Below are 22,252 nucleotides of genomic sequence, written 5' to 3'. Positions count from 1 at the left end.
AATCAGGGCGCCCAGAACACATCTACGGGTGTCCCGGCTGCGTCGAGCACGGCGCGAATGGGCTTTTTCGCGCCCGGTCCCATAGCGGTCTCGAATGCCTTGCGTTTGTCCTCGCCTTCGATGTGCAGCGCGATGAAGCCGGCTTCTACGAGCCGTGCCAGCGACAGCGTCAGGCGAGGCTCGCCGGCGCTTGTTGCGTGAACCGGGAGCACGGTGCTTGTCGAAGACGGGTCGAGCAGTTTTTCCAGATTGTCGGCGTCAGGAAAGAACGATGCGGTATGGCCATCGGTTCCCATGCCAAGCACCACGACATTGAGCGGCCAGGAAAGCGACCGCAACATCCTGCTGTCGGCCTCCGAAGTTTCCCCGATGCTTACTCCCTCTTGGTAGAGCGGCACGAAACGTGCGGCTGCCGCCGCGTTTTGCAAAAGATTGGCGGCGACCAACCCGGCGTTGGAGCGCGGAGAGGAGGCCGGCACGCAACGCTCGTCGACCAGCGTCACCGTGACCTTGTTCCAGGCGATCGGGATACTCGAAAGCGATGCGAAAAATCGCGCCGGCGTCGTGCCACCGGACACGGCGAGCAATGCTGTGCCGCGCTCAGCGATTGCATTGGTCAGACGACCTGCGACGTGGCCGGCAAGTGCTGCCGCCAGGTCCTGGCGTTCGGCAAACGCATGCCAGCTGTAAGGGGCGCTGTTCAATTGCTCTCGTGCCATGTCCGCCCGTCGCGTTCGATCAGCGCAATCGAGGCCGAAGGGCCCCATGTGCCGGCCGTGTAGCCCTGCGCTTCTTGCCGTCCGCTTTCCCAGGCGTCCTGGATCGGGTCGATCCATTTCCACGCCGCTTCGACCTCGTCGCGGCGCATGAACAGCGTCTGGTTGCCACGGATGACGTCCATGATCAGTCGCTCATAGGCATCGGGCGCACGGCCGTCGAAGGACTGCGCGAAGCTCATGTCGAGCGGGATCTGGCGCAGCCGCATGCCGCCCGGCCCCGGATCCTTGATCATGATGAACTGCTTTACGCCTTCGTCGGGCTGCAGCCTGATGACCAGCTGGTTGGCTGAGATCGGCCCGGCGCTGTCGCCGAAGATCGAGTGGGGGATCGGCTTGAATTCGATGACGATCTCCGAGACACGGGTCGCCAGCCGCTTGCCCGTCCTGAGGTAGAACGGCACGCCCGCCCAGCGCCAGTTGCCGATTTCGGCCTTGAGCGCAACGAAGGTCTCGGTGTTGCTGTTCTTGCCGAGCTCCTCGACATAGCCTTTTACCGGCCCGCCGGCCGAGGCCCCGGCACGGTACTGGCCGCGCACCGTGTGCTTAGGCGCTTCGTTGCCGTTGATGCGTTTCAGCGCCCGCAACACCTTGAGCTTCTCGTCGCGAACGGCGTCGGCGTCCATCGACGACGGTGCCTCCATAGCGACGAGGCAGAGAAGCTGCAGCATGTGGTTCTGCACCATGTCGCGCAGTGCGCCAGCCTTGTCGTAATAGGTGACGCGGTCTTCGAGGCCAACAGTCTCGGCCACGGTGATCTGCACATGGTCGACATTGGCGGAATTCCATAGCGGCTCGTAGAGCGCATTGGCAAAGCGCAGCGCCATCAGGTTCTGCACAGTTTCCTTGCCGAGATAGTGGTCGATACGGAAGATCTGGCTTTCATGGAAATCATCGCCGACCAGATCATTGAGCTCGCGCGCCGAGGCGAGGTCGCGCCCGATCGGCTTTTCCAGGACGATGCGCGAATTCGGCGTGATCAGCTTGTGTTCCTTCAGCTTGTGCGAGATGTCGCCGAACAGCGCCGGCGCCACCGCCAGGTAGAATGCGCGGATGCAATCGCTGTCGCCGATTGCCTTCTTCAATTCGTCGAAGCCCGCGCCGGTCGTTGCGTCGGCCGAAACGTAGGAAAGCCGGGCAAGGAACGTCTTCAGCTCCGTGGCGTCGATGTCGGCCGGTTTCACATGGTCGGAAATCGCCTGCCTGGCGAAATCCCGGAATTCCTCGTCGGTCATTTTCGAGCGCGACGTGCCGATGATCCGCGTGGGTTCGGAAAACTGATGATCGCGCTGGCGATGGTAGAGCGACGGCAAAAGCTTGCGTTCCGACAGATCGCCGGTACCGCCGAAAATGATGAAGTCGAAAGGGTCGACGGGAATGATCTGGCTGGTCATGGTTTGTCCGCTTTGACGCCGGTCGCTGTGACGCGGCTGATATAATCTAATCGATTTAGATTTTCCAGTGCCACGGCGTCGCATCCCAAGCCCAATCGAGCTTTAACGATTGGTCCTGAAGTGTGCCCTTGACGCTGGCGCAACCCGGACGCTTCTCGGCGAAGTGTTCCGGAAAGCCTTCGCAGATGCAGCATAGAGCGGGATCGCGGCGAAAGCCAAAGGAGAAATCGAGAGTATATTGATCTTTCGCCGGCCATCGCCGGCGGTTGCCGAACCATCCTGTTCAATTATGAGTGAGAAAGCCATGCGCCTGGAAAACAAAGTTGCCGTCATCACCGGTGCCGCTTCAGGTTTCGGCGAAGGCATGGCCAAGCGCTTCGCCGAAGAGGGCGCGCGCGTCGTTGTCGCCGACCTCAACGCCAAGGGCGCCGAACGCGTCGCCAACGACATCGGCCGGGCGGCGATCTGGACCCAGACCGACGTCTCGTTGCGTTCCGAGTTCGACGAGATGGTCGATGCCGCAAAGAGCGCCTTCGGCCGCATCGACATCATGGTCAACAATGCCGGCTGCACCCATCGCAACGGCGATATGCTCGAGGTCGACGAGACGACCTTCGACCCGATCACGGCTGTCAACATGAAAGCGATCTACCACGCCGCTCTGGCGGTTGTGCCGATCATGGATCGACAAGGCGGCGGCGTCATCCTGACCACGGCTTCGACGGCTGGGATCAGGCCGCGGCCCGGCCTCACCTGGTACAACGCGTCGAAGGGGTGGGCGATCACCGCGACCAAATCCATGGCGGTCGAACTCGCGCCGAAGAACATCCGCGTCAACTGCCTCTGCCCAGTCGCCGGCGAGACCGGCATGCTGGAAAAATTCATGGGCGCCGACACACCTGAAATCCGCGACAAATTCCGCGCGTCGATCCCGCTTGGCCGGCTTTCGACGCCGCTCGACATAGCCAACGCAGCGCTCTGGCTCGCTTCGGACGAGGCGGCTTTTATCACTGGCGTGGCGCTGGAAGTCGACGGTGGACGTTGCATCTGAGCCGCCCGGCAGCTGGACAAGCTGATCGTGATACAGGCTGCTATCACGAGTTTCGGGGCGCATGATGTCAAATGTTGGTCTTCATACCCGCGGCAAGGCCGGGGGTACTTGACCTGTGATCTATTCGAAGTTCCGTTCGAATAGACGTCTGCTCGGCCGATCACGATACGGAAGCCTCTGAGCCGTGTTGCAACGTCAAAGGATCGCCTGATCAGCCCTACGCACCAGTCTTGACAAAGCTCTTATAGATCCAGCCACGCTTGCCGTTGTAGATGATCTGGCACCATTGCTTGCAGCCCATCACCTGAACCGAGGTCTTGGCGGGAACGGTGACTATCGCGGCCGCATTCTTCTTCGGTCCGGTACGCATGGTGACGGCCCTGAGGATGCGTCCGATATCGGCCGCGCTCACTTTCTTGGCTTCGACCTTGGCCTGGCTATCATCACCCTGCGTCGCTGCCGGCGATTGCGGCTTCGGCGTCGGAATGGCGGCGGTTTGCGCGCCGTCTGTTGCCGCCTTGCTGGGAGCAGCGACTTTGGCAAGCAATGCTGCGGCTTTGGTTTTCGCCGCAGGATCGGCGAATGCCGCCGCGGTGGACGGCTTGTCTGCCGTCTGTTCCGCCTGGCCTGCCAATTGGCCGGGCGCGGTCTTCGTTCCCGACCCTGTCCAGCGGGGATCATTGGGCGCCAGCGCCGGTATCTCGGCTTCCGCCGCAACCACCGCCGGCGAAACCGCATCGGCCTTGCCTGTTGCCTTCTGCACCGCGGCGACCGTCGAGGCAGCGGCCGGCACGATCTTTGTTGTTTTTACTGGAACACTCGGAACGATCTGCTCGGGACTCGCGATTGCTTGTCTCTCGTTGGCCGGCAATGCCAGCCATAGCGCCACTGCGGCCACGCCAAGCAGCGCTGCTGTGCCAAGTGCGGCGATTACCAGATGCAGGTTCGACCGGACTTTTTGCCAGAACCTGGGCCGCATATCGTAGCCAAACTGCATCGCAAAGCGCCGTCGTTCCGGCGCGCCGAAACTGAAGGGCTCTCTCACTCTTGCAACCTCCATTTGCGGGCCGACGTTCAATCGGAAAACCGGCGTTCCATCAGTCCCAGAACCAAAAGCGGGCAGGCCCGCAAAATTCCCAGTTCAACTGTCCCACGGCGCTCATCTGTTGCCCGCGATTGTGGCATCACTGCGCCCTCGCAAGGGATTCTGCACGCTTGCAAGGGATTATGCAACCTGTGGTTAGATCCGGTCCCTCAAGGCATACCAGTTGAGCGCCAGAAAGAGCAGCGGAGCGCGGAAGCGTCGGCCACCGGGAAAGGCCGGAATTTTCAGATCCTCGATCAGCCTCAGCCGGTCCCGGTTGCCGGCAACGGTTTCTGCATAGAGCTTGCCGAAAAAGTTCGACAGCATGACGCCGTGACCGGAATAACCACCAACCGAGATCACATTGGGCATCACCTCGCGCACGAACGGTTTTCTCGGCATGGTGATACCGACATAGCCGCCCCAGCCATGGGAGATTTCTACGTCCCCGAGCTCAGGGTAAAGCTCGGCGATCTGCCGGCGGATATGGACATGGATGTCTTTCGGATCGTTGACGGCATAGATCTCGCGTCCGCCAAACAGCAGCCGTCCATCCGTCGATTTGCGGAAGTAGCGCACGACGAAGCGGGAATCATCGACCGCCTCACCGCCCGGCAATACGTTTGAATCCGGCCCCAGCGGCACTGTCGCGCCGATGAAGGAGCCGATCGGCATGATGTGCGCAGCACTGACCGGCTCGATCGTGCCGCCATGGGCGTTGACGCCGATCAAGCATTTCTCGGCTGATATCGTGCCTTTCGGCGTCGTGACCTTCACCTTGCCGCCGAGTGACGCGATGCCGGTCGCCGGCGTCTGTTCGAATAGATGGGCGCCTGCCTGCGCCGCCACTTTTGCCGTACCGATCACCAGCTTCAGTGGATGGATGTGCCCGGTTCCGGTGTCGCGGGTGCCGCCGAAGTAGCGCGTCGAGCCCAACCGCTGCGCCGTCTCCTTCGCGTCCATGAAGGTGATGTGCGGATAGCCGAAACGGTTCGCCATGATTTCGGCATGCGCCTTGTAGTCGTCGACGTAGCGCTGCTTGTGCGCCACCGACATCTGGCCGGGCATGTAGTCGATCTCGATCTTGTTGACCGCGGCGAATTCGAGGAGATGCGTTTTGGCCTCTTCGGCGAGGTCGAACAGCGCCTTGGCACGGGAAAAGCCGTACTCCGCTTCCAGTTCCTCGGCCCAGGCGCGCTGGCCGGTGCCGAGCTGGCCGCCATTGCGGCCCGATGCGCCGTCGCCGAAACGATGCGCTTCGATCAGCACGACATTGCTGCCGGCCTTGGCGAGGTGCACCGCCGCCGACAGGCCGGTGAAGCCGCCGCCGACGATGACGACGTCGCATGTCCGGTCGCCATCGAGCGCCTCGTATTCGGGCCGTGGGCCGGCCGTGTCCTCATACCAGGAGCGGCCGGGGGAGATTGGGGATTGGTAAGGCATGATGCTCGAATAGGGGAATAGGGGAATAGGGGAATAGGGGAATAGGGGAATAGGGGAATAGGGGAATAGGGGAATAGGGGAATAGGTATGCTAGTCGACGGCTGAAAGTTTGCGGATTAGAAGTCGAAGAAGCTTTCCCACACTTTCGGTGCTCGCCAACAATGAAGCCGCAGTCGCATTCGGCGCAATGCCGGTACGCTCAGCGATCAGAAGCTGAGTTTCCAGCTCCTTCAGTGACCCTTGAGCGATACGGAGAAATTGCTGATAGGAGCCCCGGACCTCTCTGCCATAGCCTTCCGCTATGTTCGCCGGCACCGAAGTTGCGGCGCGCCGCACTTGGCTGGTCAGTCCGTAAAGTTCCTCCTTGGGCCAGGATTTCGTCGCGCCGTAAACCGCCACCGCAAGGTCCATTGCCTGTTGCCAAACTATTAAATCCTTGTAGGAACCTGTTTTCTCAGCCATTCGCCCTACTCCCCTACTCCCCTACTCCCTACTCCCCTACTCCCTACCCCCCTACTCCCCTAAACATTCAACAACAGATACTCCCGCTCCCACGGGCTGATCACTTCCATGAAAGTCTCGAATTCAGCCCGCTTGATCGCCGCATAGGTCGCGGCAAACGACTTGCCGAGCAGCGCGCAGAGTTCCTCGTCGGCTTCGAGCAGGTCGACGGCTTCGAGCAGGCTGCGCGGCAGATCGATCTCGGCATCGTTGGCTGTGGTGAGAACCGGCGGTTCGGCCTTGATCTTGTTGGTCATGCCGATCAGCCCGCAGGCGAGCGATGCGGCCAGCGCCAGATAGGGATTGGCGTCGGAGGAGGGGATGCGGTTCTCGACGCGCCTGGCCGCCGGGTCGGAACGCGGAACGCGGAACGCGGTGGTGCGATTGTCGTAGCCCCATTTGTTGTTGACCGGCGCCGAAGCCGACTGCGTCAGCCGGCGGTAGGAATTGACATAGGGCGCAAACATCACCAACGCGTTCGGCACATGTTTCTGCATGCCGCCGATGAAATGAAAGAAGGCTTCGGTTTCCGAGCCGTCCTCGGCAGAAAAGACATTCCTGCCGGTCTTCTTGTCGATGATCGACTGGTGGATATGCATGGCCGAGCCGGGCTGCCCCTGAATCGGCTTTGCCATGAACGTGGCATAGATATCGTGCTTCAGCGCCGCCTCGCGGATGGTGCGCTTGAACATGAACACCTGGTCGGCGAGTTCGATCGGATCGCCGTGCCGCAGATTGATCTCGAGCTGGCCGGCGCCTTCCTCGTGAATCAGCGTATCGATCTCCAGGCCCTGGCTTTCGGAGAAATGGTAGATGTCGTCGATCAGTTCGTCGAACTCGTTGACGCCGGCGATGGAATAGCCGGCGCCGCCCCCGATCGCCCGTCCCGAGCGCCCGACCGGCGGCGTCAGCGGGTAGTCCGGGTCGGGGTTCTTGCGCACGAGGTAGAACTCGATCTCTGGCGCCACCACCGGCTTCAGCCCGCGCTTGTCGTAAGCTGCAATCACGCGCTTCAGCACGTTGCGCGGCGTGAACTCGACCGAGCGGCCGTCCTGGTGCACGAGGTCGCAGATGACCGCCGCCGTCGGGTCCTCTTCCCACGGCACCACGGTCAGTGTCGAAAGGTCCGGCATCAGCTTGAGATCGCCGTCGTCCTCCGGATAGTGAAAGCCGTTGCCGTCCTCTGGATAGCCGCCTGAGATTGTCGTCATGAACACCGCCGAAGGCAGCGCCAGCGAGGTGTTGGAGGTGAATTTCTTCGACGGCATCATTTTGCCGCGCGCAACGCCCGCTTGGTCGGGCGTGATGCATTCAATATCCTCGATGCCGCGCCACTCCAGCCAGGCGCTGACTTCCTTCCAGTTCTTCACGCCGCGCTGATTCTTCACGTAGGCAGGCGTGCGGATACGTCCTCCGCGGCTCGACGGACGGACTTCCTTTTTTGCAGGCGGCATCATTCACCAGATTGGGTTGCGGATTTTGGAGTATAGCCGTGGCCGGGGATGGAAGGGAAGGGAGCCGGCCCTACATTGCCTGCCCGGTTGAAAACCGCCGCGGGCGGCTTAGGTTCGGCGCAAGATCTCGGTTGAAGGCGTCGAAATGCAGAACAGCCATGAATTGACCACGATCGGCTTCGATGCCGACGACACGCTTTGGCAGAACGAGCAGTTCTTCCGCATCACCGAGAGGCGCTTTGCCGCGCTGCTCGCCGATCACGCCGAGGAGCGGCACATTTCGGCAAGATTGCTGGAGGCGGAGAAGCGCAACCTCGCCGTCTACGGCTTCGGCATCAAGGGGTTTACCCTGTCGATGATCGAAACGGCGATCGAGATTACCGAGGGCCGCGCTCCGGCCTCGGTCATCGCCGAAATTCTTGCTGCGGGCCGCGAGATGCTTGGCCATCCGATCGAGGCGCTGCCCCATGCGCGCGAAACCGTGGAAAAGCTGGCGGATGCGTATCGTCTGGTGCTGATCACCAAGGGCGATCTCTTCGACCAGGAGCGGAAGCTGGCGCAATCCGGCCTCGGAGATATGTTCGACGCCGTCGAGATCGTCAGCGACAAGAGCGCGGCCACCTATGCCAGGATCTTCAGCCGCCACGGCGATGGCCCGGAAAAAAGCATGATGGTCGGCAATTCGCTCAAGTCGGACGTGGTGCCGGCGATCGAGGCCGGCAGTTGGGGCATTCACGTGCCGCATGAACTGACCTGGGTGCTGGAACATGTCGAGCCGCCGGTCACCGCGCCGCGCTTCCGCCAGATAGCCGATCTCTCTGAATTGCCCCCGCTGATCGAAGGCATCGGCAAAGCCCGTTGATCGGGTGTCGGCGTCGACCCTGATGTCGACTAGTTACGTCCCAGCCCGATCAGATGGTCGATCACCGGCTGCAGCCGTTCCGTCGTGATCGGCTTGACGACAACCGCATCGATGACGCTCGACAGGCCGAGGCTCTCCGGCGTGCCATTCTTGGTCGAAAGCAGGATCACTGGGGGACGCGATGTGCCCGAGCTGCGTCGCAGCGCATCGATACCCGGCATCAGCGCATCGCAGTCCTTATTGTCCGCTCCGCCATCAAGGACGACAGCTCCGGGAATGAGCGATAGCAACGTCGTTGCTGCCGCCTCGGGCGATTCCGAGATCGGCTTGAGCCCGGATCGTTCGACGATTTTCGAAACCACCACCCGGTTGACCGGCGATTTTCCAACGACGAGCACGCGGCTGAAGTCGGCGAGCACGGATCCCATATTCCTGCCCTCTAGACTAGGATGCTTTGCAGTTTTGGTCTCGCGGTTCACGGGGCGCATGAGCGGGACGGGCACTCGTCTGGTTTCAATGCAGGGTTGAAACTTACAAACAAGTGCCGTGAGATCGCTGCCTATGTCAAGCTGAAATGACTGATGTCGAGAATATCGAAAGAAACGTTAAAGTTTAAAGAAAGTTCTATTTTCACACTATATGCAAACTGGTCGTGCAAACGCAAATCACCTGCGCAGGGACTGCGCAGGTGACGCCGGATCCACCAACCGGCTTTGGTCGAATTTCGGTCAGCCAAGGCTCCGCTGCGTGACGATCACCGGGATCAGCAGATCGCCCCAGTTGCCGTCGCCGCCATGGTGCCGTGCCGAGCGCACGAGCTCAACCGACACACCGGCCTCGACCGCCTTCATCACCGACTGGTTAAGCCTGTGCAGGTCGTTGGCCAGCATGCGGATGGTCGCTTGCTGGTCGACGTTCATGGTGGTGGCCTGTTCTTCGGCCCGTTCCTTGACGCGGCTTATCGATGCCATTGGTCTTCTCCTTCAGCCTATTTTATACCCCTTGGGGCGTTCCTCTGTTCGTTGCGTTGCGGCTATTCCGCCGCCGGTTTGAACTGGGCGTGCTCGGTCGATTCGTGCATGGCCGTGGTCGAAGACCGGCCACCGGTGATCGCCATCGACACGGCGTCGAAATAGCCGGTACCGACTTCGCGCTGGTGCTTGGTCGCGGTGTAACCGTGGGCTTCCGCCGCGAATTCAGCCTCCTGCAACTCGGAGTAAGCCGCCATCTGCCGCGCCTTGTAGCCGCGGGCGAGTTCGAACATGCCGAAATTGAGCTGGTGGAAACCGGCCAGCGTGATGAACTGGAACTTGTAGCCCATGGCACCGAGTTCCTTCTGGAATTTGGCGATCGTGGCGTCGTCGAGGTTCTTTTTCCAATTGAACGACGGCGAGCAATTATAAGCGAGGAGCTTGCCGGGATGGTGCCTGTGCACGCCCTCGGCGAACTTCTTGGCCTGCGCCAGATCGGGCTTGGAGGTTTCGCACCAGATCAGGTCGGCGTGTGGTGCGTAGGCGACGGCCCGCGCGATGCAAGGCTCGATGCCGTTCCTGACCTGGTAGAAGCCCTCCACCGTGCGGCCCGCGTCATAGTCGACGAAGGGCTGATCGCGCTCGTCGATGTCGGAGGTGAGCAGCTTTGCCGCTTCCGCGTCGGTGCGCGCCACGACCAGCGTCGGCGTGCCCATGACGTCGGCGGCAAGCCGCGCAGCGTTGAGGTTGCGGATATGGGCGGCGGTCGGGATCAGCACCTTGCCGCCGAGATGGCCGCATTTCTTTTCCGATGCCAGCTGGTCTTCGTAGTGGACACCGGCCGCACCCGCCTCGATGAAGGCCTTCATGATCTCGAAGGCATTGAGCGGTCCGCCGAAGCCAGCTTCCGCGTCGGCAACGATCGGCGCGAACCAGGTGTCGACCGAAAGTCCCTTGCCTTCGGAGGTCTCGATCTGGTCGGCGCGCTGGAGCGTACGGTTGATGCGCTTGACCAGTTCGGGCGCTGCATTGGCGGGATAGAGCGACTGGTCCGGATACATGGCGGACGCGGTGTTGGCGTCGGCGGCGACCTGCCACCCGGACAGGTAGATCGCCTTCAGCCCGGCCCGGACCTGCTGCATCGCCTGGTTGCCCGACATGGCGCCGAGCGCGTTGACGAAGTCCTCCTCGTGGATGAGCTGCCAAAGCCGGTTGGCGCCCATTTCGGCGAGGCTCTGCCGGATCTGGACCGAACCGCGCAGCCGTTTCACATCGTCCGGCGAATAGGGCCGCTCTATACCGTCGAAGCGACCTTCCGGCGCCGAGGGAACGAGGTTGTAAAAATCGGTCATTGGTCACTCCGGATAAATTGCTGCAGGGACAGAGGCGGGGCTATTGCGCCGTTTTGGTGTGACAGAATTTACATCTCGGCGCGAAACAGGCGAGAAAAACCGTGCGGTTGGCTGAGAAATAAGGGAAAACCTGTATTGCGTTTGACAGCCCGGCGCTGTAAATTTGTCATGATTGTAAAAAACCAGTACGGCGTCGCCGTGTAGAAGCAATGTCAATTTCTGTCAAGGATGGCCGAGTGGCCGATCAAAAGATCTTCGCCGGGCCGCGCATCCGCCGCATTCGCAGCGCTAAAGGCCTGACCCAGACGGCGATGGCCGAAGGGCTCGGCATCTCGCCCTCCTATCTCAATCTCATCGAGCGCAACCAGCGGCCGCTGACGGTCCAGCTGATCCTCAAGCTGGCATCTGTCTACAAGGTCGACCCGCATGAATTGCAGGGCGAGGCGAGGGGGTCGGTCGCCGCCCTGAAGGAAGTGTTTTCAGATCCGCTGCTGGTCGGCGAATTGCCTGGTGACCAGGAGCTGATCGAGCTTGCCGAGGCGGCGCCCAATGCTTCCGCCGCGGTGATAAAACTGTTTCGCGCCTATCGCGAGCAGGCCGAGCGGCTTTCCGACCTCAACCAGCTCCTTGCACGTGAGGGCAAAGCGACGGCGCTTTCCGGCGCCCGCTTGCCGATCGACGAGGTGCACGAGATTTTCGAGCGTCGGCCGAACCATTTTGCCGCGATCGAAGAGGAGGCCGAGGCATTCACGTCGGTGCTCGATCCCGGCGACGATCTGCTCGGTGCGCTGAAGGCCTGGCTGAAACGCGAATACGGCATCGTCGTCAAGGTGCTGCCGGTCGCCACCATGCCGAACTGGCGCCGCCGTTACGACCGTCACTCGCAGCGCCTGTTTCTATCCGAGCGCCTGTCGCCATTCGACCAGTTGCGCGAGGTGGCGATGGAGGCCTGTCTGATCCGCATGACCGTCGCGGTGGCAAGCGAGATTCAGGCGCTGAAGCTGACCTCGGATGAGGCCCGCCGGCTCGCCCGCTTCGAGCTTGGCCGCTACGCCGCCCACGCGCTGATGATGCCCTACCAGCCCTTTCACGCAGCCGCGATACGCGCCCGGTACGACATCGACGTGCTGCGTTCGCGTTTCGGCGTTTCCTTCGAGCAGGCGGCCAACCGCCTGACCATGCTGCAGCGGCCGGGCACGCCGGGCGTACCGTTTTTCATGATCGAGGTCGACAATGCCGGCAACCGTTTCCGCAAGGCGGGCAGCCAGGGTTTTCCGCAGAGCCGCTTCGGCGGCGGCTGTCCCAAGCTTCCCGTGCATGCCGCCTTCACCCAGCCCGGCCAGATTTTCGTCGAGGCGGTGGAAATGCCCGATGGCGCCGAGTTCCTCTGCGTCGCCCGCACGCTCGAAGGGCCGCAAGGCTCGTTTTCCGAGCGCCCGCGCCGTACCGCACTTCTGCTCGGCTGCGACATCGGCTTTCGCGACGAGATCGTCTATGGCGCGGCACTGGCGGCACCGGCTGCCGCAGCGGCCGGAAAAGCCGGACGGAGCATCAATCCGGCCACGCCGATAGGTCCAGCCTGCCGGCTGTGCGAACGCATCGGCTGCCTCGCCCGCGCCGAGCCGCCGGTGACGCGCCCGCTCGGCCTCGACGAGATGGTGACCGGCTTGAGCGCCTTCGATTTTCAATGAGGCCTCGGCGGGCGACCTGCTATCTTTGCCACAACCGTCGCCGTCCGGTGGACCACGCTCAGCCGCTGCCTTTGCGCTACGCGAATGAAGCACGTTCTTGTCGTCCGTTGCACATCGTGCCGCCCAGAAATCGCCGACAGTCGCGCCCATGACCGATACCGCATCATCACCGATTGCGCCTGCTGTTTCGCCGCGTGACGAGCGTGTCGGCTTCCTGTTGATATTCCTGTCGGCGCTGATGTGGAGTTTCGGCGGCGCCATCGCCCGTTTCATCGAAGCGGGCGACAGCTGGACGGTGGTGTTCTGGCGATCGGTCTGGGCCGCCGCCTTCCTGATCTGTTTCATGATCTGGCGCGACGGCTGGCACGGCACGGTGAGGTTGTTCCGCGGCATGGGCCTGCCTGGCCTTGCCGTGGCGTTCTGCTTTGCCACCGCATCGACTTGCTTCGTCGTGGCGCTTGCCTACACCACCGTCGCCAACATCCTTTTGATGCAGGCCGGCGTGCCGCTTCTGGCGGCGCTGTTTGCCTGGGTGGTATTTCGCGAACGGGTCGCAATGGCGACCTGGGTAGCGATTGCAGCCGTTATTGCTGGCGTTGCCATCATGGTATCGGAATCGCTCGATGGCGCGGTGTCACCCATCGGCGACGGCTTGGCGCTGCTCATCGCCGTGATGTTTTCGATCGCCACCGTCATCACGCGACGCTTTGCCCATGTGCGCATGACGCCGGCGACCTGCCTCGGCACGATGCTTGCTGCCGCATTCGCCGCCTCCCAGACATCGCAATTCGCGGTTTCCGACAGCGACATGGGTTTCCTGTTTGCCTTCGGCGTGGTCAATCTGGGTCTCGGCCTTGCCTTCTTCGCCACCGGCGCCCGGCTTGTTCCGGCGGCGGTCGCGGCACTCCTCGGCACCTTCGAACCGATCCTCGGCCCGATCTGGGTCTGGCTCGTCCATTCCGAGGTGCCGTCGGGGCGCACCATCCTTGGCGGCACTGTTGTGGTCACGGCGCTGCTCGTCCATATCGGGCTCGAATTCAAGCGTCAGGCGCGGCCAGTGCGGCCGGGTGTCACCGGCATGCCGTCGCCCAATTGATGCGGCGCACGCGCCAAAGCCAGATGAGCCATTGACAATGGCTTGGCCGCACGGGCAGGTTGCCAATACGGCAACAACAAGACAGGCGTATCTTGCCAAGTCTCCCCTCCGGCCTGATCGAGACCGGACAACATCGTCGTATTCCTGCCCGCGCAGTGGCGAGAGCCTCTGACGGCGTCGGAACGCCATCTGGATCACGACATCGGAACGGAGGCCATGGCTACTGCACATCGAAGCGCCGGGGTGTCGGCGGTTCGCTCTTGTCGCTTGCCGGAAAGCCCAATAATCTGAAGCAAACGCCCAGCCGCGCAGCCCCGCGACGAGCTGGCGATGGAACACTCATCAAAGGAGAGACGCATGACCCGCAAAGCGTTCTGGCTTTCGGCGACCTCGGCATTTCTGACGCTTTTCACCCTCGGCGCTCATGCCCAGGACCGCGTCGTCAATGTCTATAACTGGTCGGATTACATCGACAGCTCGATCATCGAGGATTTCACCAAGGAAACCGGCATCAAGGTCGTCTACGACACCTATGATTCCAACGAAATTCTTGAAACCAAACTGCTTGCCGGTGGCAGCGGTTACGATGTCGTCGTACCGACGGCAAGTCCGTTCTTGGCCCGTCAGATCCAGGCCGGGGTATACCAGAAGCTGGACAAGTCGAAGCTGCCCAATCTTACCAACATGTGGAGTGACGTGGCGGACCGGGTTGCGAAATTCGATCCAGGCAACGAATACTCGGTCAACTATATGTGGGGCACGACCGGCATTGGCTACAACACGAAGAAAGTGAAGGAAGCGCTCGGTGTCGATGCGATCGACAGCTGGGATGCGGTTTTGAAGCCGGAGAATATCGCCAAACTTGCGAGTTGCGGGGTGTATTTCCTGGATTCGCCGACGGACATCATTCCAACCGCGCTGAATTACCTTGGCCTCAAGCCCGACTCGACCTCTCCTGATGACATCGCCAAGGCGACGGATCTCATGCTGAGCATTCGGCCGTCGATCCGCAAATTCCACTCGTCGGAATACATCAATGCGCTCGCCAATGGCGACATCTGCGTAGCTGTCGGGTTTTCCGGCGACCTCTTCCAGGCCCGCGACCGCGCGGCGGAAGCGAACAAGGGGGTGGAGATCGCCTACGTCATACCCAAGGAAGGCGCGGAAATGTGGTTCGATCAGATGGCAATCCCGGCAGACGCGCCGCATGCCGCCGAGGCGCATGAGTTCATCAACTACATGATGAAACCCGAAGTCATTGCCAAATCGACCAACTATGTCTTCTACGCCAATGGCAACAAGGCCTCGCAGCCTTTGGTCAGCAAGGAAATCCTGGATGACCCGGGCGTCTATCCAGACGATGCGATGCTGGCCAAGCTGTTCACCGTGGGTCCCTACGACCCCAAGACGCAGCGTCTGGTCACCAGGTCGTGGACCAAGATTATTACGGGGCAATAGCAATCTGACGCGACCCCGGTGCTGGCTGCCGGGGTCGCACTTCTCAGGGGATAGAATCAGACGGAGTGGGACATGAAATCGCTTGGCAGCATCCGCAGGGATTTCGCGCCATGGAACGATCCGAACGCCAAGCCATACATCCAGTTCGACAAGGTCACCAAGAAGTTCGGTGACTTCACCGCCGTCAACAATTTGTCGCTGACCATTTTTGAGCGTGAGTTCTTTGCCCTGCTTGGGGCGTCGGGCTGTGGAAAATCGACGCTTCTGCGGATGCTCGCCGGCTTCGAGGAGCCGACCGCCGGCCGCATCCTGCTCGATGGCCAGGATCTGCGTGGGATTCCGCCATACCGGCGGCCGGTCAACATGATGTTCCAGTCCTATGCGCTGTTCCCGCATATGACGGTCGAAAACAACATCGCTTTCGGCCTCAAGCAGGACGGCATGCCGAAGCCCGAGATCGCAGCGCGCGTTGGAGAGATGCTGAAGCTGGTCAAGCTCGAGCAGTTCGCCAAGCGAAAGCCGCACCAACTCTCCGGCGGTCAGCGCCAGCGCGTCGCGCTTGCTCGTTCGGTCGCCAAAAGGCCGAAGGTGCTGCTGCTCGATGAGCCATTGGGCGCGCTGGACAAGAAGCTGCGCGAGGAAACACAGTTCGAGCTGATGGATCTGCAGCAGTCACTCGGCCTCACCTTCGTCGTCGTCACCCACGACCAGGAAGAGGCGATGACCATGGCCGACCGCATCGCCATCATCGACAAGGGCGAGGTGATGCAGGTGGCAACGCCGGCGGAAGTCTACGAAGCGCCGGGCTCCCGCTTCGTCGCCGGGTTTGTCGGCAACGTCAACATGTTCGAAGGCAAGCTCGCGCGTGGCGAGGCCGGTGCCGCAAGCATCGACGCGGGCAACGGCATCACCATCCGAACCGAGAATGCCGGCAATGCCGCCACCGGCGCGGCCGTCGCCTTCGCCATCAGGCCGGAGAAGATCAAGATATCGTCGAAGAAGCCGGCCGGTGCCGTCAACGCCATCGAAGGCGAGGTCTACGATATCGCCTATCTCGGCGACATGACCGTCTATCACGTCAGGCTCGACGACGGTCACGTGGTGCGGGCGAGCACGATGAACGCGGCCCGCATCACCGAGGATCCGCTGAGCTGGAACGACCGTGCCTGGGTGTCGTTCCAGCCGGACGCCGGCGTCGTGCTGACGCGATAGGGGACCGTCATGTCGAATGCCGCTGTCACCGCTGCAGCAAGCTCTCAGACCAACGATGCTGGCAAATCCGCCCTGGCCAGATTGAGTGCCGCCTTCATTGGCCGTCTCGTCATCATCATCCCGTATCTCTGGCTGGTCTTCTTCTTCCTCGTTCCGTTCGTCATCGTCTTCAAGATTTCACTGTCGCAGACGGCGATCGCCATACCGCCCTACACGCCGGTGCTTGGCTTCGGCGACGGGTTTTCCGGTTTTCTCGCCCAGCTGAAACAGCTCAGCATCGATAACTACACCTGGCTGACGCAGGATGCGCTGTACTTCAATGCCTATGTGACGAGCCTCATCGTCGCCGCCATCTCGACGGCGCTGACATTGCTTGTCGGCTACCCGATCGCCTATGGCATGGCCCGCGCGCCGGCTACGCTCCGCCCGACTTTGCTGATGCTGGTGATCCTGCCGTTCTGGACCTCGTTCCTGATCCGCGTCTACGCCTGGATCGGCATTCTCAAGCCCGAGGGGCTGCTCAACCAGTTGCTGCTCGCCACCGGTATCATTAGTCAGCCACTGATCATCCTCAACACCTATACGGCGATCTTCATCGGCATCGTCTATTCCTACCTGCCATTCATGGTGCTGCCGCTCTATTCGTCCTTGGAAAAGTTGGATTACTCGCTGATCGAAGCGGCCAAGGATCTCGGCTGCCCGCCGACCAGCGCCTTCTGGAAGATCACCTTTCCGCTGTCGCTGCCCGGCGTCATCGCCGGCTGCCTTCTGGTGTTCATCCCCGCCGTCGGCGAATTCGTTATTCCCGACCTGCTCGGCGGGTCGCAGACGCTGATGATCGGCAAGACGCTGTGGAACGAGTTCTTCGCCAACCGCGACTGGCCGGTGTCGTCGGCCGTCGCCGTCATCCTGCTGTTGCTGCTGATCGTGCCGATCATGCTCTTCCAGCGGGCCCAGGCCCGCGCCCAGGAACAAGACAAATGAGCCCGACCTGGAGCCGTTTCAACATCACTTCGATCGTGCTGGGCTTTGCCTTTCTTTACCTGCCGATCGTCCTGCTCGTCGTCTTCTCCTTCAACGAGTCGAAACTGGTCACTGTCTGGGGCGGCTTCTCGACCAAATGGTACGTCTCCCTGTTCCACAACCAGGGCCTGATGGACGCCACCTGGGTGACAGCCCGCGTCGCCGTCATCTCGGCCACTGTGGCGACCGTGCTTGGCACGCTGGCGGCTCTCACCTTGACGCGCTACACGCGCTTCAAGGGCCGCATGCTGTTTTCCGGCATGGTCTTTGCGCCACTGGTCATGCCGGAAGTTATCACCGGCCTATCGCTGCTGCTGCTCTTCGTCGCCGTCGGTCTCGATCGCGGCTTTCTCACCGTTACGCTTGCCCACATCACCCTGACCATGTGCTTCGTCGCCGTTGTCGTGCAGTCGCGCCTGGTCACGTTCGACCGCTCGCTGGAAGAAGCCGCGATGGATCTTGGCGCGCCGCCGGTGAAGACGTTTTTCCAGATCACGCTGCCCGTCATCATGCCGGCGATCGTGTCCGGGTGGATGCTGGCTTTCACATTGTCGCTCGACGATCTTGTCATCGCCAGTTTCACCTCAGGGCCTGGCGCCACCACGCTGCCGATGAAGATCTACAGCCAGGTTCGTCTCGGTGTGACGCCGGAGATCAACGCCGCCTGCACAATTCTGATCGCGGTCGTGGCGGTCGGGGTCATCATCGCATCGCTCGCCAACAAGCGTCGCGAGGTCCAGCGCCAGCGCGACGAGCAGGCCGCTCAGCGGGGGTGACCGACGGGCGGCGGCAGCAAACGCCGGCAGAAGCCCTTCTGACGACCGCAGCAGCCTCGCTGTCTATTCTCCGGAAACCCCACGGCTTATCGGCGAAATGAAGGGCGTGCTCCACGTTCCGCCGACGAAGAACGAAGACTGGTTGGGACCCTGATTATTTGTCTGCGTGGCTGCCTGGTCCGCCTGAATGATGCCGCCGGACAGCGCCAGCCCGCGCCCCGCATAGGAGGCGATGCCGGAAAGCCAGACCTTGTACTTCGCCGAATTCGCTTCGGCCTTGTCGATCTTCGCCACGCCGTTCGAAATACTTGCTTTAAGTTCGGCTCCGTCGATCGGCAGCGTTCCGTCGGAGACATCGTCGAGCGCGAAGAACCCACCCTGTTCGTTGTGTTTGAGAAATGCCGGCAGGTCGAGCCGGCTCAACGCGCCCTGGCCGAATTTCGCCGAAACCGAGCCGTCGGCGTTTTCGAAAATGGAATCCCAGGTTCTGCCCGGACCCTTGAGGATGACCGAAACGGTTCCCCTGCCGATCGGCACCAGTCGCGTCATTCCGGCTGCAGTGCCAAAGGCGCCGCCGTCGACGTCGGAGGCGAGCAGCCTGATCTCCACCTGCGTGCCTCCCGGCTTGCGGTCGAAACGAAGACTGCTCTGGATGTTGCCGCCAAAGGCCGATGCGTCGGAAATATCGAAGACCGCAAGACCGTTCTTGACCTGGGCGGTGGCGGCGACGTTGGCAAGCTGGATGGCGCCTGCGGTCGCCTGCGCTGCCGACAATCTGAGATCGAGATTGATCCGGTCGGCGACGCTTATGTCGATTTCGCCGGGGCCGGTACCGTTTGTAGGCGCCAGCGGCGTGAAGGCGGAGAGAAACGACCGCAAGTCGAGCGTGTCGAAGGCGAGCGTACCGGCGATCACCGGCCGCGCCTCGCCAAAGGAGAAGTCCAGCGCACCCATTCCCGGGTTGTCGTCCAGGGCGATCTCGGTGTTTTCGAATTTAATGCGGCCGGAGGTCGCCGTGACTTTGCTGGAAACGGAAACCGAGCCGATTGCCGCGCCAGGCGCTATGCCGGCCTGCGACCATTCGAGCACGCGCCTGAGCGAGGGTGCGGCAAATTTCGCCTGGCCGTCGAAATAAGCGTTCTCGGACATGCTGGCCACGCCGTCGAACGAAAAAGTGGCAGGGGCCGCCTTGAAGGAAAGCGTCATCGGCGCCGCACCGCCTGCAAACAGCACCAGCGGGTTCGGCGATGCGGCATCCACGGCGACGCTTTCGCCGCGCCAGATCCCGGTCGCCGACAGCGTCGCATTGCTGTTCATCGCGGCCCAGTTCGCCTGTCCGCTCAAGCTGCTCAGTATCTCGGTGTCCTTGCCATCGACAGCGGTCATCACGCGGCCGTTCCTGAACTCCACGGTGCCGAACGGATCTGCCGGCAGCTTGCTCAGGTCCGGCTTGGCAGGATTGGCGCTGACCACCGTGCGAGCGGTGTCGATGGAACGCGTGATCCGCCCGCCCGAAGGCAGGGCGGGCAGGAAAAGCCCATTTGCTGCGCGCTGAACCCTGATCGTCGGCCGGATCAGCCGCGTCGTCGAGAACACCACGTCGCCACGCAACGCGGCCATGGCGGAGAGATTGACCTCGACCCGTTCGGCCTCGATCACGGGCGGCGCGTCGGTTTCTGTCCATTGGGAAAGCGTCACGTCGGTCAGGATGGCCCGGAAATTCGGCCAGACCTCGATCCGCGGTGCGCCGTCGATGGTGACCCGGAAACCGCTCCACGCACTCATTTCCCAGGCGATGCGGTCGCGCACGATCCGGGTCGAGGCAACGAGCGGCAAGGCAGCGACGGCCAGCGCGATGATGAGCACGGCAACGCCGATCGCCCATATTCCGCGCCGGATCAAAGGTGATGGCATGTCGCCCCGTATGCTTCCATTCCGACAAAAATAGCCCGACGGGTGTAACCCACAGCTGACGCATTTCAAGTCTTTATGGCCCAGCGATGGCATTTGCGCACATCCACGTCGCTCGGCCGAACAAAATCTTGCTCTGCTGCGCTGCGATATGCATAAGCGGTGGTGACCGCGGAGGAACGATCATGGCTGGCGACGCACCGCTCTGGGCACCGACGAAAGACCAGGTCGACGCCGCGCCGATGACCGCCTTCATGAAGGCCGCCACTGCCGGAACCGGCAAGGTTTTTTCCTCCTATGCCGACCTGCATCGGTGGTCGATCGACGATCGCGAGGCGTTCTGGAGCCTGGTCTGGGATTTTTGTGGGGTCGTTGGCGACAAGGGGGAGCGCGTGCTTGTCGATGGCGAGAAGATGCCCGGCGCCGCGTTTTTTCCCGACGCGAAGCTGAACTTCGCCGAGAACCTCCTGAAGAAGACCGGCCCCAGCGACGCTATCGTCTTTCGCGGCGAGGACAAGGTCGAGCGCCGGCTCTCCTGGAATGAGCTGCATGCGCTGACCTCGCGGCTGCAGCAGCTTTTCCTGTCGCTCGGGGTGAAAATCGGCGATCGCATCGCCGCCATGATGCCCAACATGCCGGAGACCGTCGCCGCCATGCTGGCAACAGCTTCGATCGGCGCTGTCTGGTCTTCCTGTTCTCCCGATTTCGGCGAACAGGGCGTGCTCGACCGGTTCGGCCAGATCGAGCCGGTCGTCTTCATCGCGCCCGACGGCTATTGGTACAATGGCAAGGCGATCGAGGTCGCCGACAAGATCGCCGCCGTTGCGGCAAAGCTTCCCACCCTGCGCAAGATCCTGATCGTCGACTATCTCGGCACATCGACGGATGTGGCGGCGACCATCGAGAAGGCGACTGCGCTGGACGAGGCGCTCTCATCCTTCGCGGCCAAGGCAGTCACCTTCGAGAGATTGCCGTTCGCGCATCCGCTCTACATCCTGTTTTCTTCCGGAACGACCGGTATCCCCAAATGCATCGTCCATTCGGCCGGCGGAACGCTGATCCAGCATGTCAAGGAAGAACGGCTCCATGCCGGCCTGCTCGACGGCGACCGCTTCTTCTATTTCACCACCTGCGGCTGGATGATGTGGAACTGGCTGGTGTCCGGCCTGGCGTCGGGCGCAACCCTTCTGCTCTATGATGGTTCGCCTTTCCACCCCGACGGCAACGTGCTGTTCGATTTTGCCGACGCCGAGAAAATGACCTATTTCGGCACCTCGGCCAAATTCATCGATTCCGTGCGCAAGGCCGGCCTCAAACCGATCCGCACGCATGATCTTTCCACCGTGCGCACGATCTCCTCCACCGGCTCGCCACTGTCGCCGGAAGATTTCCGCTTCGTCTATGACGGCATCAAGAAAGACGTGCATCTGGCCTCGATCTCCGGCGGCACCGACATCGTCTCCTGCTTCGTGCTCGGCGTGCCGACGCAACCGGTATGGACCGGAGAGATCCAGGGGCCTGGCCTCGGCCTCGCCGTCGATGTCTGGGATGACGATGGCCGCCCGCTCAGGCAGGAGAAGGGTGAGCTCGTCTGCACCAAGGCTTTTCCGGCAATGCCGATCGGCTTCTGGAACGATCCCGAAGGCAAGAAATACCACGCTGCCTATTTCGAGCGCTTCGACAATGTCTGGTGCCATGGCGACTTCGCCGAATGGACCGCTCATGGCGGCCTGATCATCCATGGCCGCTCCGACGCGACGCTCAACCCGGGCGGCGTGCGGATCGGCACGGCGGAGATCTACAATCAGGTTGAGCAAATGCCGGAAGTCCTGGAAGCGCTGTGCATCGGCCAGGATTTCGACAACGATGTGCGCGTTGTGCTGTTCGTGCGATTGGCTGCGGGCGTTGAACTCGACGCCGAGCTGGAAAAACGCATCCGGGCGAAAATCCGCAGTGGGGCGAGCCCTCGCCACGTGCCGGCCAGGATCGTCGCCGTCACCGATATTCCACGTACCAAATCGGGCAAGATCACCGAGCTTGCGGTGCGCGACATGGTCCATGGCCGCGCAATCAAGAACAAGGAGGCGCTCGCCAACCCCGAAGCGCTGGAGCTGTTCCGCGATTTGCCGGAATTGGCCGACTAAGCAAACGGAACGGCGCCGCCATTCGAGTTGATGGGCGCCGGGCGAGCATGGTT

Annotated in this window: 19 protein-coding genes; 9 read left to right on the top strand and 10 right to left on the bottom strand. The window is 61.8% G+C overall.

The annotated features are described in order from the left end of the window. Positions 1-2 precede the first annotated feature (2 nt). On the bottom strand, positions 3-719 hold the full coding sequence (gene pgl, locus ABID19_RS17010) for a 6-phosphogluconolactonase (RefSeq protein ID WP_354492140.1): 717 nt from the start codon (positions 717-719) through the stop codon (positions 3-5). Beyond that, positions 701-2,170, bottom strand: a complete 1,470-nt coding sequence (gene zwf, locus ABID19_RS17005) for a glucose-6-phosphate dehydrogenase (protein WP_352937109.1) — start codon at positions 2,168-2,170, stop codon at positions 701-703. The genes pgl and zwf overlap by 19 nt, the downstream gene beginning before the upstream one ends. A 304-nt stretch (positions 2,171-2,474) precedes the next feature. Here zwf and ABID19_RS17000 point away from each other — a divergent pair, with 304 nt between their 5' ends. Further along, entirely contained in the window at positions 2,475-3,221 is a 747-nt protein-coding gene (locus ABID19_RS17000; RefSeq protein WP_354492139.1) for an SDR family oxidoreductase, read from the top strand. A 217-nt stretch (positions 3,222-3,438) separates the two neighbouring features. On the opposite strand, the gene ABID19_RS16995 is transcribed toward ABID19_RS17000, so the two are convergent. From ABID19_RS16995 to ABID19_RS16980, 4 genes are all read right to left on the bottom strand, one after another. Next, positions 3,439-4,266: an SH3 domain-containing protein gene (locus tag ABID19_RS16995; protein ID WP_354492138.1), complete on the bottom strand. Its 828-nt coding sequence runs from the start codon at positions 4,264-4,266 to the stop codon at positions 3,439-3,441. A 195-nt stretch (positions 4,267-4,461) separates the two neighbouring features. Next, the gene (locus ABID19_RS16990) at positions 4,462-5,748 is read right to left on the bottom strand and encodes an NAD(P)/FAD-dependent oxidoreductase (protein ID WP_354492137.1); all 1,287 of its coding nucleotides are present in this window, start codon (positions 5,746-5,748) and stop codon (positions 4,462-4,464) included. 90 nt (positions 5,749-5,838) lie between these two features. Further along, complete coding sequence (locus ABID19_RS16985) at positions 5,839-6,210, bottom strand: four helix bundle protein (RefSeq protein WP_354492136.1); 372 nt, start codon at positions 6,208-6,210, stop codon at positions 5,839-5,841. A gap of 59 nt (positions 6,211-6,269) precedes the next feature. Then, positions 6,270-7,706 carry a glutamine synthetase family protein gene (locus tag ABID19_RS16980; RefSeq protein ID WP_354492135.1) on the bottom strand — a complete coding sequence of 479 codons (1,437 nt, stop codon included), beginning with the start codon at positions 7,704-7,706 and terminating at the stop codon, positions 6,270-6,272. A gap of 142 nt (positions 7,707-7,848) precedes the next feature. Between ABID19_RS16980 and ABID19_RS16975 the strand changes: the two genes are divergently transcribed. Beyond that, entirely contained in the window at positions 7,849-8,565 is a 717-nt protein-coding gene (locus ABID19_RS16975) for an HAD family hydrolase (RefSeq protein ID WP_354492134.1), read from the top strand. Between the two features lie 29 nt (positions 8,566-8,594). Here ABID19_RS16975 and ABID19_RS16970 read toward each other — a convergent pair whose 3' ends face one another. The 3 genes from ABID19_RS16970 to aceA form a co-directional block, all read right to left on the bottom strand. Beyond that, a complete protein-coding gene (locus ABID19_RS16970; protein WP_354492133.1) occupies positions 8,595-8,993 on the bottom strand; it encodes a response regulator in 399 nt (132 codons plus the stop codon). 300 nt (positions 8,994-9,293) lie between these two features. Continuing rightward, the gene (locus ABID19_RS16965; RefSeq protein WP_126043653.1) at positions 9,294-9,536 is read right to left on the bottom strand and encodes an SMc00767 family acetate metabolism repressor; all 243 of its coding nucleotides are present in this window, start codon (positions 9,534-9,536) and stop codon (positions 9,294-9,296) included. Between the two features lie 62 nt (positions 9,537-9,598). Next, a complete protein-coding gene (aceA, locus tag ABID19_RS16960) occupies positions 9,599-10,888 on the bottom strand; it encodes an isocitrate lyase (RefSeq protein ID WP_354492132.1) in 1,290 nt (429 codons plus the stop codon). 236 nt (positions 10,889-11,124) lie between these two features. Here aceA and ABID19_RS16955 point away from each other — a divergent pair, with 236 nt between their 5' ends. The 6 genes from ABID19_RS16955 to ABID19_RS16930 all read left to right on the top strand — a co-directional run bounded on the left by ABID19_RS16955 (position 11,125) and on the right by ABID19_RS16930 (position 18,144). Next, positions 11,125-12,579, top strand: a complete 1,455-nt coding sequence (locus tag ABID19_RS16955; protein WP_354492131.1) for a helix-turn-helix domain-containing protein — start codon at positions 11,125-11,127, stop codon at positions 12,577-12,579. A gap of 148 nt (positions 12,580-12,727) precedes the next feature. Next, positions 12,728-13,675: a DMT family transporter gene (locus ABID19_RS16950; RefSeq protein WP_354492130.1), complete on the top strand. Its 948-nt coding sequence runs from the start codon at positions 12,728-12,730 to the stop codon at positions 13,673-13,675. A 357-nt stretch (positions 13,676-14,032) separates the two neighbouring features. After that, positions 14,033-15,133: a polyamine ABC transporter substrate-binding protein gene (locus ABID19_RS16945; RefSeq protein WP_354492129.1), complete on the top strand. Its 1,101-nt coding sequence runs from the start codon at positions 14,033-14,035 to the stop codon at positions 15,131-15,133. A gap of 72 nt (positions 15,134-15,205) precedes the next feature. Then, complete coding sequence (locus ABID19_RS16940; RefSeq protein ID WP_354492128.1) at positions 15,206-16,345, top strand: ABC transporter ATP-binding protein; 1,140 nt, start codon at positions 15,206-15,208, stop codon at positions 16,343-16,345. Between the two features lie 9 nt (positions 16,346-16,354). Continuing rightward, a complete protein-coding gene (locus ABID19_RS16935) occupies positions 16,355-17,329 on the top strand; it encodes an ABC transporter permease subunit (protein ID WP_354492127.1) in 975 nt (324 codons plus the stop codon). Then, a complete protein-coding gene (locus ABID19_RS16930; protein ID WP_354492126.1) occupies positions 17,326-18,144 on the top strand; it encodes an ABC transporter permease in 819 nt (272 codons plus the stop codon). Before ABID19_RS16935 ends, ABID19_RS16930 begins: the two co-directional genes overlap by 4 nt. A 63-nt stretch (positions 18,145-18,207) precedes the next feature. Here ABID19_RS16930 and ABID19_RS16925 read toward each other — a convergent pair whose 3' ends face one another. Then, positions 18,208-20,058 (bottom strand): AsmA family protein, encoded by a 1,851-nt coding sequence (locus ABID19_RS16925; RefSeq protein ID WP_354492125.1) that lies wholly within the window; start codon positions 20,056-20,058, stop codon positions 18,208-18,210. Positions 20,059-20,240: 182 nt separating this feature from the next. Between ABID19_RS16925 and ABID19_RS16920 the strand changes: the two genes are divergently transcribed. Then, positions 20,241-22,199, top strand: a complete 1,959-nt coding sequence (locus ABID19_RS16920) for an acetoacetate--CoA ligase (protein WP_354492124.1) — start codon at positions 20,241-20,243, stop codon at positions 22,197-22,199. Positions 22,200-22,252: the final 53 nt, after the last annotated feature.

The sequence above is a fragment of the Mesorhizobium robiniae genome, assembly GCF_040545535.1.
Lineage (GTDB): Bacteria > Pseudomonadota > Alphaproteobacteria > Rhizobiales > Rhizobiaceae > Mesorhizobium > Mesorhizobium robiniae.
This window is presented reverse-complemented; position numbering and strand designations above follow the sequence as displayed.